This window comes from Thiobacillus sp. (genome assembly GCF_013693775.1).
Classification (GTDB): Bacteria; Pseudomonadota; Gammaproteobacteria; order Burkholderiales; family Thiobacillaceae; genus Thiobacillus.
Map to the genome: position 1 here is coordinate 1,486,781 of NZ_CP059257.1, position 15,977 is coordinate 1,502,757.

13 protein-coding genes are annotated in these 15,977 nt (G+C 62.8%); 8 read left to right on the plus strand and 5 right to left on the minus strand.

Going from position 1 to position 15,977, the window contains the following annotated elements; genetic code table 11:
- Positions 1-12: 12 nt before the first annotated feature.
- Positions 13-2,661 carry an AAA family ATPase gene (locus HZY77_RS07385; RefSeq protein ID WP_296820243.1) on the plus strand — a complete coding sequence of 883 codons (2,649 nt, stop codon included), beginning with the start codon at positions 13-15 and terminating at the stop codon, positions 2,659-2,661.
- Positions 2,662-2,775: 114 nt separating this feature from the next.
- Here the strand turns inward: HZY77_RS07385 and HZY77_RS07390 are convergent, their stop codons facing one another.
- The 5 genes from HZY77_RS07390 to HZY77_RS07410 all read right to left on the minus strand — a co-directional run bounded on the left by HZY77_RS07390 (position 2,776) and on the right by HZY77_RS07410 (position 6,921).
- Positions 2,776-4,059: a hypothetical protein gene (locus HZY77_RS07390; protein ID WP_296820245.1), complete on the minus strand. Its 1,284-nt coding sequence runs from the start codon at positions 4,057-4,059 to the stop codon at positions 2,776-2,778.
- Positions 4,060-4,072: 13 nt separating this feature from the next.
- A complete protein-coding gene (locus HZY77_RS07395; RefSeq protein ID WP_296820248.1) occupies positions 4,073-4,837 on the minus strand; it encodes a TIGR02391 family protein in 765 nt (254 codons plus the stop codon).
- 75 nt (positions 4,838-4,912) lie between these two features.
- A complete protein-coding gene (locus HZY77_RS07400; protein WP_296820250.1) occupies positions 4,913-5,215 on the minus strand; it encodes a DNA-binding transcriptional regulator in 303 nt (100 codons plus the stop codon).
- Positions 5,199-5,579, minus strand: coding sequence for a type II toxin-antitoxin system RelE/ParE family toxin (locus tag HZY77_RS07405; RefSeq protein WP_296820252.1), 381 nt, complete (start codon positions 5,577-5,579; stop codon positions 5,199-5,201). Before HZY77_RS07405 ends, HZY77_RS07400 begins: the two co-directional genes overlap by 17 nt.
- A gap of 139 nt (positions 5,580-5,718) precedes the next feature.
- Complete coding sequence (locus tag HZY77_RS07410; RefSeq protein WP_296820255.1) at positions 5,719-6,921, minus strand: site-specific integrase; 1,203 nt, start codon at positions 6,919-6,921, stop codon at positions 5,719-5,721.
- Positions 6,922-7,282: 361 nt separating this feature from the next.
- Between HZY77_RS07410 and rimP the strand changes: the two genes are divergently transcribed.
- The 7 genes from rimP (at position 7,283) to pnp (ending at position 15,962) form a co-directional block, all read left to right on the plus strand.
- Positions 7,283-7,711 carry a ribosome maturation factor RimP gene (gene rimP, locus HZY77_RS07415; RefSeq protein ID WP_296636833.1) on the plus strand — a complete coding sequence of 143 codons (429 nt, stop codon included), beginning with the start codon at positions 7,283-7,285 and terminating at the stop codon, positions 7,709-7,711.
- A 21-nt stretch (positions 7,712-7,732) separates the two neighbouring features.
- Positions 7,733-9,211, plus strand: coding sequence for a transcription termination factor NusA (nusA, locus tag HZY77_RS07420; protein ID WP_296661222.1), 1,479 nt, complete (start codon positions 7,733-7,735; stop codon positions 9,209-9,211).
- A 17-nt stretch (positions 9,212-9,228) separates the two neighbouring features.
- Positions 9,229-11,988: a translation initiation factor IF-2 gene (infB, locus tag HZY77_RS07425; protein WP_296820257.1), complete on the plus strand. Its 2,760-nt coding sequence runs from the start codon at positions 9,229-9,231 to the stop codon at positions 11,986-11,988.
- A gap of 149 nt (positions 11,989-12,137) precedes the next feature.
- Entirely contained in the window at positions 12,138-12,449 is a 312-nt protein-coding gene (rbfA, locus tag HZY77_RS07430) for a 30S ribosome-binding factor RbfA (RefSeq protein ID WP_296820260.1), read from the plus strand.
- A complete protein-coding gene (gene truB / locus HZY77_RS07435; protein ID WP_363154617.1) occupies positions 12,407-13,342 on the plus strand; it encodes a tRNA pseudouridine(55) synthase TruB in 936 nt (311 codons plus the stop codon). The genes rbfA and truB overlap by 43 nt, the downstream gene beginning before the upstream one ends.
- 117 nt (positions 13,343-13,459) lie before the next feature.
- Entirely contained in the window at positions 13,460-13,699 is a 240-nt protein-coding gene (gene rpsO / locus HZY77_RS07440; RefSeq protein ID WP_296820867.1) for a 30S ribosomal protein S15, read from the plus strand.
- 139 nt (positions 13,700-13,838) lie between these two features.
- Positions 13,839-15,962 carry a polyribonucleotide nucleotidyltransferase gene (pnp, locus tag HZY77_RS07445; RefSeq protein WP_296820265.1) on the plus strand — a complete coding sequence of 708 codons (2,124 nt, stop codon included), beginning with the start codon at positions 13,839-13,841 and terminating at the stop codon, positions 15,960-15,962.
- Positions 15,963-15,977 lie beyond the last annotated feature (15 nt).

Here is a 15,977-nt window from a genome sequence, read left to right on the forward strand (position 1 = left end):
AGGGAGGGGCTCATGGCGATATTGCAAGAAATCTTGGTTTGGACGCAGGGGCTTCCGGCATGGCAAAGCGATGCAGTTGCTCGACTGCTGGCGAAACAAGCGCTGACGCCGCAGGATCATGAGGATTTGTATGCCTTGCTCAAGCTGGCCCACGGAATTCCAGACCCCAAGAATCGCCAATCCCAGCCGCTAACTGCCGATCAAATTCCAGCACAGGTCGAGGCGACCACGCATATCGAGCTGCGCGCCATCAAGAATCTGCGCAACGTCAACGCAATTGCGGAAAATCAGCAGTTGGCGGTTGGTCCGGTCGGTATGACTGTCATATACGGTGATAACGGCTCTGGCAAATCAGGATATTCGCGTGTTCTCAAGCGTGCCTGTCGGGCGCGCGATCAATCGGAACCCATCCACCCCAATGCCAATTTGCCAGGAGCCAAGGCAGGCAATGCCCAAGCTTCTTTCGATATATCCATTGATGGCGCTCTCAAAGAGGTAGTCTGGCAACAAGGGAAAGAGGCGCCTCCAGAGCTTTCGTCTTTCGCCATCTTCGACGCACATTGCGCGCGTGCCTATTTAGATAACGAGGATGACTTCTCATACGTGCCGTATGGTCTGGACGTATTCGAGGCACTCGCCAAGGTATGCCAACAGCTTAAAACGGCCATTGAGGCTGAGCAAAAGCAGTCGGCGGTGGACCTCACCGCATTTGCGCATTTACANGGGGAAACCGCCGTCGGCAAGCTGATCGCGGCGCTCTCTGCAAAAACCAGCACTGCGCAGATCGAAGCTCTCGCCGCGCTCAAGCCAGAAGAACTTGAGCTGCGGGAGACGCTGGAGAAAAGTCTCAAAGAGAACAACCCGAAGGAAAAGGCTGGTCTCTTGCGCTTGCGCGCGCGNCGTGTCGCGGCAATCGCCAAAAATTCTGCCGAGAAAGGGCTCGTGGTTGGCCCTCAAGCCGTCGTCAAGTTGAAGGCGCTGGCCGAAGCTTTCCGCACGGCACAGGCTGCTGCAGCCCTCGCAGCGAAGAATTTCAAGGAAGGGGAAAACCTGCTGCCGGGGACTGGCGGAGAAGCGTGGCGGGAACTGTTCGACGCAGCCCGTAAGTTCGCGCTGGAAGCTCATCCAGACAAACAGTTCCCCGATTTGGGAGCAGACGCTGCGTGCCCGCTGTGTCAGCAGCCGCTGGCTGCAGGCGCGAAACGGTTGCTGCGATTCGAGGCGTTCATACAAGCGGAAGCGGAGAAGACGGCCCAGGCGCGGCGCCAAGCGCTCGCTGCCGAGTACCTTCCGTTTGCCGCCTCGGTCATGGCGTTGAACCTCGATGAGGCGACGCAGGCGGAAATAGAAGAAATCGACCCACCTCTGGTTGCCGACACCAAGGCTTTCGAGGCCGCACTGACGGTTCGACATGAAGCGATTAAGGCCGCGGTCGTCTCCCATGACTGGACGGGGCTGGATCAGGCGCTGGTCAGCCCGGCTGAACGGTTGCAGGCGCTCGCTGACAAGCTGAACGCCGAAGCGGAGGCATTGGAGAAGGCCTCGAATGAAGAAGCCCGCGCTGCATTGCAGAAGCAACTTGGCGAGTTGGACGCCCGCGTAAAACTCAGCCAGGTCAAGGAGGCAGTGGTTACGGCGGTGGCGAAGCTGGAACACCAGGGAAAGCTGAAGAACTGTCTAACCGCCGTCAGGACAAACGCCATATCCATCAAGGCGTCGGAACTGGCGGAGAAAGTCGTCTCCAAGGATCTGGCCGATGCGTTGAACCGCGAATTCAAAGCCCTGGGCGTGGGAAGCCTGAGCGTTTCTCTGCAAAGCCGTGCCGACCGAGGGAAAGCGCTGCATAAGCTGAAGCTACAGCTACCGCAGGTACGTAGTCCAGGTGAAATCCTGAGCGAAGGCGAGCAACGCGCCATCGCGATCGGCTCGTTCCTTGCCGAGGTAGGGTTGAGCGGTGGCAAGGGAGGAATCGTCTTCGACGATCCTGTGTCATCCCTCGACCACCGTCGGCGCGAGCGTGTGGCCAAGCGTCTTGCTACTGAAGCAGTACAGCGGCAGGTCATCATCTTCACGCACGACATCTATTTCCTCTGTCTGCTGGCCGAGGAGGCGAAGCAAGTGGGCGCCGCGGTGGTCACGCAAAGCCTGACGCGGCGCGCTGAAGGCTTCGGCATAGCGGACCCGGAATTGCCGTTCGAGGGGAAGAACGCCAGCAAGCGCATCGGTGCGCTGAAAGCACAGCAACAGGTCATTGCCAAACTACACAAGGAAGGCAACGAACAGGAGCATCACCGGCAGACCGTTGATGCGTACTTCCGCCTGCGCATGGCATGGGAGCGAGCGGTGGAAGAAGTCCTCCTGCGCGAAGTCATTCTCCGCTTCCGCAAGGGCGTGGAGACACAGCGACTCGTCGGTGTGAGTGTGGACGATGATGACTATGCGCAGGTCAACGCGGGGATGAGCAAGTGCTCCAACTACGCCCATGACAAGGCGATGCTGGGTGGCGTTGCTGTTCCAGACCCTGACGAACTGCTCGCAGACATCCTCGCGCTGGAAAACTGGCGTGCACAGGTGCACAAGCGTTCGGAAGAGACCGCCAAGAAGCGCAAGGCCGGGCCGCCGGTTGCCGCAGGGGCCGGTATGCAAGGCGCGCCAGCCTGAGCCAACCGGATCGTGCATTTGCCGGACGAGTGGTCGCACTGCTGGGCCTCTAAGTGCGCTCGCCTTATCGTCTGCTGTGACCGACCTACCAGGACCGCACGAGCGTCAAGGTGGTCACGTCTCTTGGCTGATTGTTGCGTGATTGCGATGCAGGTCCGAAACCACTGCGATCAACCTGTTGATCGGTTCGGCCAGCCGTTTCGGCAATACGCGGTGCTGGGTATGGGTTTTCAGGTCGGGGAGCCAGCGATGCGCAACCCACACGTCTTCTTCGGGGTGGTTGTTGTCCACGCCGTTGCAATACTTGTAGCCAACAAGCGCATCAGTGTGCGACAGCAGGATGCGCGCCATCGTCATGTGGAAGCGATGGGCCTGGAGATCCGCCGGGCCTTTGGGGCGCGGTAGGGTCAGCCGCAGGCATCGCTGGCCGTTGAACTCACTCCAGTCGGGGCCAACGACCTGTCCCGCGCGTTCCAGCATCTTGCGTGACTGTTCGTTCTTGCCATTGACCAGGGCAACGGCAACCGTACCCTTCGGGTACTCCAGCTTTTCGGCGAGCAGGTTCATCCAGCGCACCAGCTTGTTCAGGGTCTCATCGTTGGCAAACACAAGAAATTGATGCCGCTGTTCGTCGTCAAGAAACGCCGGCAATTGCGCGTAGAGGGNGTACAGCAGGTCGTGGAGATAGATGTAGGTCTGCCGGCGTCCTTGCTCGTGGCTCCGCGTGGTCGCGGTCAATACCTGCTGCGCCCACTCGGGCGTGAGTTCGTCCAGCGCCATCTCGGTGATGTCGATGGAGATCAGCGGAAATCCGAGCGACTTCCCGATCAGCGCCTTGCGCCCGTCGAAAGCGTGGCCGAGTTCGATTTCAACGCCGCCCAGCACCATCGGCTCGGCCTGGACCGGCGGCCCGAGCACAGCAACGTCGAGCCGGAATTTGCTGCCGAATGGCGTCTCCAGGGGATGCTCGGTTGCCACCTGGTCGGCGCCGAGCAACAAGTTGCCTTCCAGCGGATAGTCCGACGCATCCGCATCCTTGAACGCCCAGGGCATCGCAAGCCCGGCATTCAAGCGTCGGGAGAGTTCGGCTGCGACAAGTTCTTTCGCCCGGAGGTGTTCGGGACTTTCCTGCACGGCGCGCCACCGGCTGGCTTCTTCATCGTCGAAGTGCGCTTTGGGGTTGAAGGTGTGCTGGGCAGGAAGCACCCGGAAATGGGATCGCCGACGCAGCTTCCCGCTTTCAAAGGAGGNGCTGACCCATGTCACCATCTGCCGTGATGCGCCGGGAGATACCAGGGGCCACAGCTTGCGCGCATGTTCCCGGCTGCGAACGTCGCGCGCGGCGATCGTGGTCTGGAAAATCCCTTTGCGAGAGAAGACAACGATCGCCTCGTCCATTCTTGTCTTTCCCTTATGGCGATACGGCAGCGACTTTCGTGGCGCCATCCAGCTTGCGGTGAATCAGCGATACCAGCGTCAGGATGTCCAGTGCGTCCTGCTCGGACATGGGCCAATTCGTCTTGGGTGCGTGGGCCAGCGGATTGCGCACGGCGCCAAACAGGCCGATCAGCAGATTGGCAAAGCCTTTCTGCTCGCTCTTTTCGGACTCGGTGGTGAGCGGTCCCAAGGTGAGAACGGGCTGCTGGCCCGCGAATGCCTTGTTCACCAGGTCGGCGCCATCGCCGTTCAGGCCCGACAGCAGGCGAATCCGCTCCGCCACGCCTTTCGTTGCCTCAAACACGGCATGGAAATAGTTTTCGTCCAGCAGCTCGGCACGGCAGTAGTTCAGCACTTCCGCGTGGACGACGCGGCTTTCCAGCGCGGCCTTGAGTCGTCCGGCTCGGGCGCGCGCGGCGTCAAGCGTCGTGGCCTTGTCGGCGTGCCCGACCTTACCGTCTTCGCGCACGTAGAAGCCGGAGAAGGCAAGGACAACATTGAGTTCGTCGCGCCGCCATGCAAAGGTCGCAGGGTCGCGAGCGTAGTTCACCGGGTTCATCGCGCGATTGATGAACATGATGAGATGGTTGCCGATCTGGTGATGGTTCTGCGCGCTGGCCAGCGCATTGAACAGCCGCTTCCACTTGGTCATGCCGGGCGACGTGTCGGCGATCTCGATCTCTTGCAGCAATCGCTCGATCTGCGTTCCGCTCAGGCCGCGCTCTGTATCGACGAGCACGCGGCACGCAGCTTCAAGATGCTGTGAGCTGAAAGGGTCAATTCGCGTCGCCAATGCCTGTCCCCTCGCCAGGCATCAGATGATGGCCTGCAAGCCCTTGTCGGCGATGACGTTGAGCAGTTTGAGCGCTGGCCCCGTGGGATGGGTTTCGCCTTGCTCCCACTTGCGCACGGTCGAGGCCGACGTGTGCAAATGAAGAGCGAACACCGGCTGGCTGAACTTCAAGGCTTCGCGCAAGCGTTTGATGTCGACAGCACTGAACTCCCGCACCGGCGGCGGGCAGATCGCGTCGAACTCGCGCATCGTCACCTTGCCGATCGCTCCCGCTTCGTGGAGCGCGGCCAGGTCGCCACGCAGGGATTCAATGATCTTGCTCACAATGCACCTCCAATAAAACGCCCGACTGCAACGCCTTCGACAAAGCTTCGGCGGACAGTTCCAGGAACACCTTGCCGGCGAATTGCAGCGCCTTCCTCTCGTCCTGCGTGATGTTCGCCTTGTCGCTCTTGGNGAACCCATGCAGGAACACGTAGCGGCTGCCGATCCTGGCCGACAGCAGCGTGCGGTAGCCGCCGCTCTTGCCGCCGCCGGAGCGGGCAACCCGTTTCTTGTAGAAGCCACCCAAGTCCGCGTCAATCAGACCGCTTTCCATCTCCTGAACCGCTTTGCACAAGGCAGCATCGGACAGCCTTTCGCCCGCCTGCCACCGCGCAAAATCCCTTCGCTTGAGGATGCGCGTCATCTTGACCTCCAAACTATACCCGTAACGGGCACACTTTTCCAGTCCCCGGAACGATGCACGGGCGGGGAGGGAAGCCGGGCCGATTGGCGTGGCGGCAACACGACAATCGGGGCCAACATGGCGGGGCGCTGGTCGCCGATCATGTGGTCACCTCTTTCAGTTCTTGGCGCGTGCTGACGACCGACTTGCGCCGGCTGGCCACCAACTCGGCTGCCTTACGCACCGGGTCGTCCTCGGTGTGAACGTAGCGCATGAACATCGCCACAGTCTTGTGTGCGGTCAGCGCCATGCCGACCTTGACGGGGATGCCGGAATTGGCAATGTCGGTCGCCGAGCGGTGGCGGATGCCGTGGGTGCCAACCTTAGGCACGCCGGCGCGATNCAGGATTCGGCGCCACGCCTGGTAGTAGGAATGGGGGCCGAGCGGTTTGTCATGGTCGAGGATGGCCGGGCATACGTAGGGCGAATTGCCGTAGCGAGGTGCGTTCGTCAGCAACCGGCGGGCTTCCTCGCTCAACGGCTTGGACATATCGCCCGTCTTGCTGTCCGGCCAGACAACCCGGCCATTGGGCAAGTCGAGCCAATCCCACTGCAATAGCAGGATCTCCGACATGCGGGCCGCGAACTCGAATTGCAGCCGGACGGCCAGCAGATAGATCGGATGTTCCAGCCCCTCGGCCTCGGCTTTGTCCAAGTAGGCGAACAGGCTGACCATCTGCTCGTCGGTGATGAGGCGGGTCGAACCTTTCTCCGGGTACTTGGGTACGTGGCGGCAAGGATTGGAGCCGTCGGGCCGGTAGCCCCACAGTTCGGCCAGGTTGAACATCTTGCGGACCAGCGACAGCACGCGGTTGGCCTGCGTGGGAGACTTCTCCATGCGCTTCATCAGCGCCGTGATGTCGTGGCGGGTAACCTCGTGGACCTTCTTGGTTCCGAAGGCTGGGATGACGAAGTTGTCGATCTGGTACTGGTAGCTGTCCTGCGTACTCGGCTTGTTGTGCAGCTTGGAGTGGTCTTCCATGAACCGGCCGCACAGTTCCTTGATCGTCGGTGCCTTGCGGGCCTCGCCCTTGTCGTGGCCAGGGTCGCCGCCGCGCCGGACTTCGGCCAGCCAGTCCTGCGCCAGCGACCGCGCCTGTTCGACGGTCAGTTCGCCGAACTGGCCCAGCGCCGGCTTGCGACGCACGCCGGAGTTCGTTCGGTACTGAAGCATGAATACTTTGCGGCCGGTTGGTGTAACCTTGCACAAGAAGCCCGGAACAATCGTGTCCCGGAGTTCAACGTCGCAGGTCTGTGCCTGAGCCGCGTCAACAACGCTTTTGGTTAGCTTGATCTTTGCCATTTGGCTCTCCTAGAGTCCCCGATTCCAGGAGCCGGCTAGGAGCCAAGCGAAAGAGAACCGGGGCGGTTTGCATCGCGCACCGGCATATGATCAAGGCATTGGCTCTACGGAAAACCTGCCACAGCAAGCTGTATCCAAGCCCGGCGTTACCCCGGTGCGGACTCCATGCTCTGGCTTAAAATCCCTCGCCAGCGATGGCGTACCGGTTCGATTCCGGTTCCGGGCACCACCTTCCGGTTCACCGGCCCGAGTGGTATAATTTTTGCGCTTTATTATTAACACGATGGGCGGTTCGCCCATTTTTATTTGTGCTGCGCCACGTCCTGACCGGGTCGTATAGCGGCACGACAATGGATTTGCGATGATGGATCTACCCACCCGCCTGGAGCCTGTACTTGCCGGACTCGGTTACGAGCTGGTGATGCTGGAGCGCGCCGGGCGAGGTCTGATCCGGATTTTCATCGACAAGCCGGGCGGCATCACGATCGACGACTGCGTCGCGGTGAGCAATCACCTGACCCACCTGTTCACGGTCGAGAACATCGACTACGACAGGCTGGAGGTGTCCTCNCCCGGTCTCGACCGGCCGCTGGTCAAGCCGCAGGACTATGCGCGCTTCGCCGGCGAGCCGGTGACGCTGAAATTGCGGGTGCCGATGGACAACCGGCGCCGCCTGAGCGGCCAGCTGGTCGGCCTGGATGGCGAACTGGTGAAATTGATCGTCGACGGCTCGGAAGTGTCGGTCGACTTGAGAAATGTGGATGCTGCCCGTCTGAAACCCATGGTTTAGGCAAGGCAGGCTGGAGGGAATATGAGCCGTGAAATGTTGATGCTGGCCGATGCGCTGGCACGGGAAAAGAACGTGGACAAAGAGGTGGTGTTCGAAGCGCTGGAGCAGGCGCTCGCCTCCGCCACCAAGAAACGCTTCAAGGAAGAATCCGACGTGCGCGTGTCGATCGACCGCGAGACCGGCGATTACGAATCCTTCCGCCGCTGGCAGGTCGTGACCGAAGCCGATCTGGAGTCCGAGGGCTACCAGATCCTGCTGATCGACGCCCAGGACAAGATTCCCGACATCGAGATCGGCGACTATATCGAGGAGCCGCTGGAGAACGTCGAGTTCGGCCGCATCGGCGCCCAGGCCGCCAAGCAGGTCATCCTGCAGAAGATCCGCGACGCCGAGCGCGAGCAGATCATCAGCGACTTCCTGGCCCGCAAGGAACATCTCGTCAACGGCGTGGTGAAGCGCATCGACCGCGGCAACGCGATCATCGAATCGGGGCGCGTCGAAGGTTTCCTGCACCGCGACCAGATGATCCCGCGCGAGAACCTGCGCGTTGGCGACCGCGTGCGCGCCTACCTGCTGCGCATCGACCGCGGCGCCCGCGGCCCGCAGGTGGTGCTGTCGCGCACCGCGCCTGAATTCATCATGAAGCTGTTCGAGCTCGAAGTGCCCGAGATCGAGGAAGGCCTGCTGGAGATCAAGGCGGCCGCCCGTGACCCCGGCCTCCGGGCCAAGATCGCCGTCGTCTCGCACGACCCGCGCATCGACCCGATCGGCACCTGCATCGGCCTGCGCGGTTCGCGCGTCACCTCGGTGACCAACGAACTCGCCGGCGAACGCGTCGACATCATCCACTGGTCGGCCGACCCCGCCCAATACGTCATCAATGCCCTGGCGCCAGCCGAAGTCAGCTCCATCGTCGTCGACGAGGACAAGCACAGCATGGACGTCGTGGTCGACGAGGAGCAGCTCGCGATGGCGATCGGCCGCGGCGGCCAGAACGTGCGCCTGGCATCCGAACTGACCGGCTGGGAACTCAACATCATGTCGCGCGAAACGGCCGAAGAGAAACAGTCGGCTGAAAGCGGCAAGACGCTCGCGCTCTTCATCGAGAAGCTCGATGTGGACGAGGAGGTCGCCCAGATCCTGGTCGACGAAGGTTTCTCCACGCTGGAGGAAGTCGCCTACGTGCCGCTCAACGAGATGCTCGAGATCGAGGCCTTCGACGAAGACCTGGTCAACGAACTGCGCAACCGCGCTCGCAACGCCCTGCTGACCGCCGCCATCGTCGGTGAGGAGCAGGTCGAGGCTTCTGCAGGCGACCTGCTGTCGCTCGAGGGCATGGATGCCGAAACCGCACGCACGCTCGCCAGCAAGGGCGTCCACACCACCGAGGATCTGGCCGAGCTGGCCGTCGATGAGCTGACCGAAATGGCCGCCATGGATGCCGAACGTGCCAAACAATTGATCATGGCCGCACGCGCGCCCTGGTTCGCCCAAGGCTGATACGCCACGAGGACTGCATGAACGTTGAACAATTTGCCCAGGAACTGAAACTGCCGCCCCAGTTGTTGCTTGAACAGCTGAAGGCGGCGGGCGTCAACAAGAACGATGTAATCGACTCCGTCACGGAGGCGGACAAGGCACACCTGCTCGACTACCTGCGCAAGATGCACGGTGGCGGCACCGAGACCGGCAAGACCAAGATCACCATCACGCGCAAGCAGACCGGTGAAATCCGCAAGACCGACAGCACCGGCAAGTCGCGCACCATCACGGTGGAAACGCGCAAGTCACGCACCTATGTCAAGCGCGATGCCGCCGCACTGGTAGCTGAAGCCCAGCCGGTCGCCGAGCCGGCCGCCGAAACTCCGCCTGTTCCGCAGGTCGAGGTGCCGGCCCAGCCTGTGGCGGAGCGCAAGGTCGAAGCCCCTGCCCCCGAGCCGGTCGTTGAAACCGCGCCGCCTGCGGCCGTCGAGGCTGAGCCTGTTGCTGCCGAGCCCGCTGCCGCTCCCGAGCCGGTCGCCGAAGCCGTGCCGCCTGCGGTCGCCGAGACCGCTGCAGAGCCCGCACCGGTGGTGAAGAAAACCACTCGCATCAAGAAGGCCTCGATCCTCAACGAAGCCGAAGTCAAGGCGCGCGAAGAAGAGACGCGCCGCCATCAAGCGCTGCAGGAACGCCAGGCTGCGGATGCGCGGGCTCGCGCCGAACGCGAAGCCCTGCGCAAGCAGGCCGAAGCCGCACGCGAAGCCGCCAAGCTAGCGGAAGCCCAGAAAGTCGCTGCGCCTGCCGCCCCCGCCGCACCGACGGAAAAGACGCTGCACAAGCCAGACAAACCCAGCGCAGCCAAAGGCGCCAAGGGCCCGGACAAGAAAGCCGGCGGTACCTGGAAGGACGAAGCCGCGCGCCGTAANGGGGGTCTCAAGACCCGCGGCGGCGCTGCGCCTGACGCAGGCTGGCGCGGCCGCAAGGGCAAGTCCAAGGGTGGCCACGAAGAAACCACCTTCGTTGCACCGACCGAACCGATCGTACGCGAAGTACTGGTGCCCGAAACCATTACCGTCGCCGAACTGGCCCACAAGATGTCGGTGAAGGCCGCCGAAGTCATCAAGGCGCTGATGAAACTCGGCAGCATGGTGACGATCAACCAGGTACTCGACCAGGAAACGGCCATCATCGTGGTCGAGGAAATGGGCCACATTGGCAAGCCGGCCGCGCTCGATACGCCGGAAGCCTTCCTGATCGACACGGGCGAGACGAGCGAGGTGGAAATGCACGCCCGCCCACCGGTCGTCACGGTGATGGGCCACGTCGATCACGGCAAGACCTCGCTGCTCGACACCATTCGCCGCACTCGCGTGGCGAGCGGTGAAGCCGGCGGCATCACCCAGCACATCGGCGCCTATCACGTCGAGACCGAGAAAGGCGTCATCACCTTCCTCGACACCCCGGGTCACGAAGCGTTTACGGCGATGCGGGCGCGCGGCGCGAAGGCGACCGACATCGTGGTGCTGGTCGTGGCAGCCGACGACGGTGTCATGCCGCAGACGATCGAAGCGATCCATCACGCCAAGGCGGCCAACGTCCCGCTGGTGGTGGCGGTGAACAAGATCGACAAACCCGAGGCCAACCCGGAACGCATCCGCCAGGAACTCGTCGCGCAGGGCGTCACGCCCGAGGAATGGGGCGGTGACACCCAGTTCGTCGAAGTGTCGGCGAAAGCGAACACCAACATCGACGGCCTGCTCGACGCCATCCTGTTGCAGGCCGAAGTGCTGGAACTGCAGGCAGCCTCCGATGGTCCCGCCAAAGGTCTCGTCATCGAAGCACGCCTGGACAAGGGCAAGGGCCCGGTCGCCACCCTGCTGGTGCAATCCGGCACGCTGCGTCGCGGCGACATGGTACTGGCCGGCCAGGTGTTCGGCCGTGTCCGCGCCATGCTGGACGAGGCAGGCAAGACGGTGACCGAAGCCGGTCCGTCGATCCCGGTGGAAATCCAGGGTCTGTCCGATGTGCCGCAGGCTGGCGAGGACATGATGGTGCTGCCGGACGAACGCAAGGCGCGCGAAATCGCGCTGTTCCGTCAGGGCAAGTTCCGCGACGTGCAACTGGCGAAAAAGCAGGCCGCCAAGCTGGAATCGATGTTCGAACAGATGGGCCAGGGCGAAGTGCAGCATCTGCCCATCATTCTCAAGTCCGACACCCAAGGTTCCTACGAGGGTCTGGCGCATGCGCTCGGCAAGCTGTCGACCGACGAGGTCAAGGTCAACATCATCCACAGCGGCGTCGGCGCCATCACCGAATCCGACGTCAACCTCGCGCTCGCCTCCAAGGCGGTGCTGATCGGCTTCAACGTGCGCGCCGATGCAACGGCACGCAAGCTGGCCGAATCCAGCGGCGTGGACATCCGCTACTACAACATCATCTACGAAGCCGTGGATGAAGTGAAGGCTGCGCTATCCGGCATGCTGGCGCCCGAGAAGAAGGAATCGGTCATCGGCACGGTGGAAGTCCGCCAGGTATTCGTCATCTCCAAGGTCGGCACCATTGCCGGCTGCTATGTGACGGATGGCATGATCAAACGCAACGCCGGCGTGCGCGTGCTGCGCAACAACGTCGTGATCCACCAGGGCGAACTCGATTCGCTCAAGCGCTTCAAGGACGACGTCAAGGAAGTCAAGGCCAACTTCGAATGCGGCCTCTCGCTGAAGAACTTCAACGACATCCAGGAAGGCGACATCCTCGAAGTGTTTGAAGTGGTGGAAGTGGCGCGCAGTCTTTAAACGCGTGAGGCGTGAGGGGTCAGGAGTGAGGCGCGATTTCCGCCATACTCCGCCTCACGCCTCACCCCTAACGCCTCACTTAATACAATGCCCAAAGACTTCCCCGCGCACGCCGCGTCGCCGACCAGATCCAGCGCGAACTGCCGGAATTGATCCGGCAGGAAGTGAAGGATCCGCGCGTCGGCATGCTGACCATCACCGAGGTGGAGGTCAACCGCGACATGGAGTTCGCCAAGGTCTACTTCACCACGCTGGGCGGCCAGGCCGAGCATGACGCCTGCCTGCAGGGTCTGCAGCGCGCCAGCGGCTTCCTGCGGTCGCAGCTGTCGCACCGCATGCAGCTGCGCGTGGTGCCCAAGCTGACCTTCGTGTACGACCGTTCGGTCGAACGCGGCATCGAACTCACCCAACTGATCGAATCGGCCGTCGCCGAAGACGCCAAACACCCGAAAGACGAGTGAAACCCGCCCGCCAGATCGTCGATGGCGTGCTGCTGCTGAACAAGCCGGTCGGCATTACCTCCAACGCCGCGCTNGAAAAAGCCAAGTGGCTGCTCAACGCCNNAAAGGCGGGACACACCGGCACCCTCGACCCCTTCGCCGACGGCCTGCTGCCGCTGTGTTTCGGTGAAGCCACCAAGTTTTCCGCCTACCTGCTCGACGCCGACAAGCGCTATCGCGCCGTGCTGCAACTCGGCGTCACCACCACGACCGGCGATCCGGAAGGCGAGGTGCTCGACACGCGTGAGGTGGCGGTCGGCTGCGACGACATTGCCGCGGTGCTGCCGCGCTTCCTGGGCGAGATCGAGCAGATCCCGCCCATGCACTCGGCGCTCAAGCATCAGGGGCGCCCGCTTTACGAATATGCCCGCGCCGGGATCGAAATCGAACGCCCGCCGCGCAAGGTCACGATCCGCGCGCTGGAGATCGTCGAATGCGCCCCGCCGCGCGTGGTGCTGGATGTGCAATGCACGGCCGGGACCTATATCCGTACCCTGGCGCAGGATATCGGCGCCGCATTGGGATGCGGCGCCCACCTCACCGCGCTGACGCGCACCGCTGCAGGCGGATTCAGCCTGGATCAGGCCCACGCACTGACGGATCTGGACGCGCTCGACGCCAGCCAGCGCCACGCCCTGCTGTTGCCCGCAGACTGCCTGGTGATGCACCTGCCTGCCGTCCAGCTCGATGCTGCCGGCGCCTTGAGCTTGTGCCAGGGACGCAGCGTCCTGCACCCGGACGCGCGTGCGGGGCTCATGCGCGTGTATGCGCCGCCGCACGCCTTCCTCGGCCTCGCCGACGCCAACAATGGCCAGCTGGTGCCGCGACGTCTGATCGCCACCCAACAGGCTTGAGTTGCACGCCTCTTTCCACGTAAAATACGCGGTTTCCCCGAACGTGTCCCGCTCAGCCGCAGGCCACGCGATTTCAAAGGAGTACACCATGGCTGTGAATACCGCGCAAAAGCGCAAATCGTCCAAGATTACCAACGCGCCGCCGCCGACACCGGTTCGCCCGAAGTGCAGGTTGCCCTGCTGACGGCTCGCATCAACGACCTGACCGGCCATTTCAAGGCCAACATAAAGGATCACCACTCGCGTCGTGGTCTGCTGAAGATGGTGAGCCGCCGCCGCAAGCTGCTCGACTACCTGAAGCGCACCAACCTCGAAGGCTACAAGACCCTGATCGATCGCCTCGGTCTGCGCAAGTAATCCCTGCAGAGCCACTGTGATGATCCGGCACCCTGCTGCACCGGCGCTGTCTGTATCAGAGCTGTGGATGGGGCGTATTGCCCCCTGAATTTCGCACGCCCCGCTTCTGCGGGGCGTTTTTGCTTTGAAAGGAACTCGTGTGAGCGCTATCAAGAAAACTTTCACCTACGGCCGCCACCAGGTCACGCTGGAAACCGGCGAAATCGCCCGCCAGGCCTCCGGCGCCGTCATCGTCAACGTTGACGACACCGTGGTACTGGTCACCGTCGTCGCCAAGAACGAAGTCAAGCCGGGCCAGGATTTCTTTCCGCTGACCGTTGATTACCAGGANAAAACCTACGCCGCCGGCCGCATCCCCGGCGGCTTCCTCAAGCGCGAAAGCCGTCCGTCCGAAGGCGAAACGCTGATCTCGCGCCTGATCGATCGTCCGATCCGCCCGCTCTTCCCCGAAGGCTTCTTCAATGAAGTGCAGATCATCGCCACCGTGATGTCGTCCAATCCCGAAGTCAGCGCCGACATTCCCGCGCTGATCGGCGCCTCCGCCGCGCTGTCTCTGTCCGGCCTGCCGTTCGACGGCCCGGTGGGCGCGGCGCGCGTCGGCTTCATCAACGGCGAATACGTGCTCAACCCGACCAACTCCGAGTTGAAGAACTCGGCGCTCGACCTGGTCGTCGCCGGCACCGAGACCGCCGTGCTGATGGTCGAGTCCGAGGCCATGGAACTGCCCGAAGACATCATGCTGGGCGCCGTCGTGTTCGGCCATACCCAGATGCAGGCGGCGATCAACGCGATCAACGAGCTGGCCGACGAAGCCGGCGCCGACGCCTGGGACTGGCAGCCGCTCGCCGAAGATACGGCGATGGTGGAACGCCTCAAGGCCCTGGCCGAGGACGGTCTGCAGCAGGCCTACAACATCAAGCAGAAGCAGGCGCGCATGACCGCCGTCGACGAAGTCCGCAGCAAGGCCTTCGCCGAACTGATCACTGCCGACATGGACACTGTCGCGCAGAATCACGTCAAGGACGCCTTCCACCGCCTGGAAGCCAGCGTCGTGCGCAACCGCATCCTGTCCGGCCAGCCGCGCATCGACGGCCGCGATACCCGCACCGTGCGCCCGATCACCATCCGCACCGGCGTGCTGCCGCGTACCCACGGTTCCGCCCTCTTCACCCGCGGCGAGACCCAGGCACTGGTCGTCACCACGCTCGGCACCGGGCGCGACGAGCAGACCATCGACGCGCTGGAAGGCTCCTACTCCGACCGCTTCATGCTGCACTACAACATGCCNCCCTACGCCACCGGCGAAACCGGCCGCGTGGGTTCGCCCAAGCGCCGCGAGATCGGCCACGGCCGTCTGGCCAAGCGCGCGCTGCTGGCGGTGCTGCCGACCAAGGAAGAGTTCGGCTACACCATGCGCGTGGTCTCGGAAATCACCGAATCCAACGGCTCGTCGTCGATGGCTTCGGTGTGCGGCGGCTGCCTCTCGCTGATGGACGCCGGCGCCCCGCTGAAGGCGCACGTCGCCGGCATCGCCATGGGCCTGATCAGNGAAGGCAACCGCTTCGCGGTGCTGACCGACATCCTGGGCGACGAGGACCACCTCGGCGACATGGACTTCAAAGTCGCGGGCACCGAAAAAGGCGTCACCGCGCTGCAGATGGACATCAAGATCACCGGCATCACCAAGGAGATCATGCAGGCCGCGCTGACGCAGGCGAAGGAAGGCCGCATGCACATCCTCGGCATCATGAAGTCGTCGGTTTCCGAGACGCATGAAATGTCGGCCTACGCCCCGCGCATCATCGCGATGAAGATCAACCCGGAGAAGATCCGCGACGTCATCGGCAAGGGCGGCGCCGTCATCCGCGCGCTGACCGAGGAAACCGGCACCCAGATCGACATCCAGGAAGACGGCAGCGTGAAGATCGCCTGCACCAGCATGGAAGCCGGCGAACTGGCCAAGAAACGCATCGAGGAGATCACCGCCGAGGTCGAAGTCGGCAAGGTCTACGAAGGCCCGGTCATCAAGCTGCTGGACTTTGGCGCGATCGTCAACGTGCTGCCGGGCCGCGACGGCCTGCTGCACATCTCGCAGATCGCCCACGAGCGCGTCAACACCATCGGCGACTACCTGAAGGAAGGCCAGATCGTGAAGGTAAAAATCCTGGAAGCCGACGAGAAAGGCCGCCTGCGCCTGTCGATGAAGGCACTGCTGGACGCACCGGCCGCCACCGACAACGAAACGCCGGAAACGGCAGGCTGACCACGCTGTTTGTCG

What these genes read in the sequence shown, in the direction of transcription:
- nusA (WP_296661222.1), top strand. Translation starts at nt 7,733, where the DNA reads ATGAGCCGTGAAATGTTGATGCTGGCCGATGCGCTGGCACGGGAAAAG.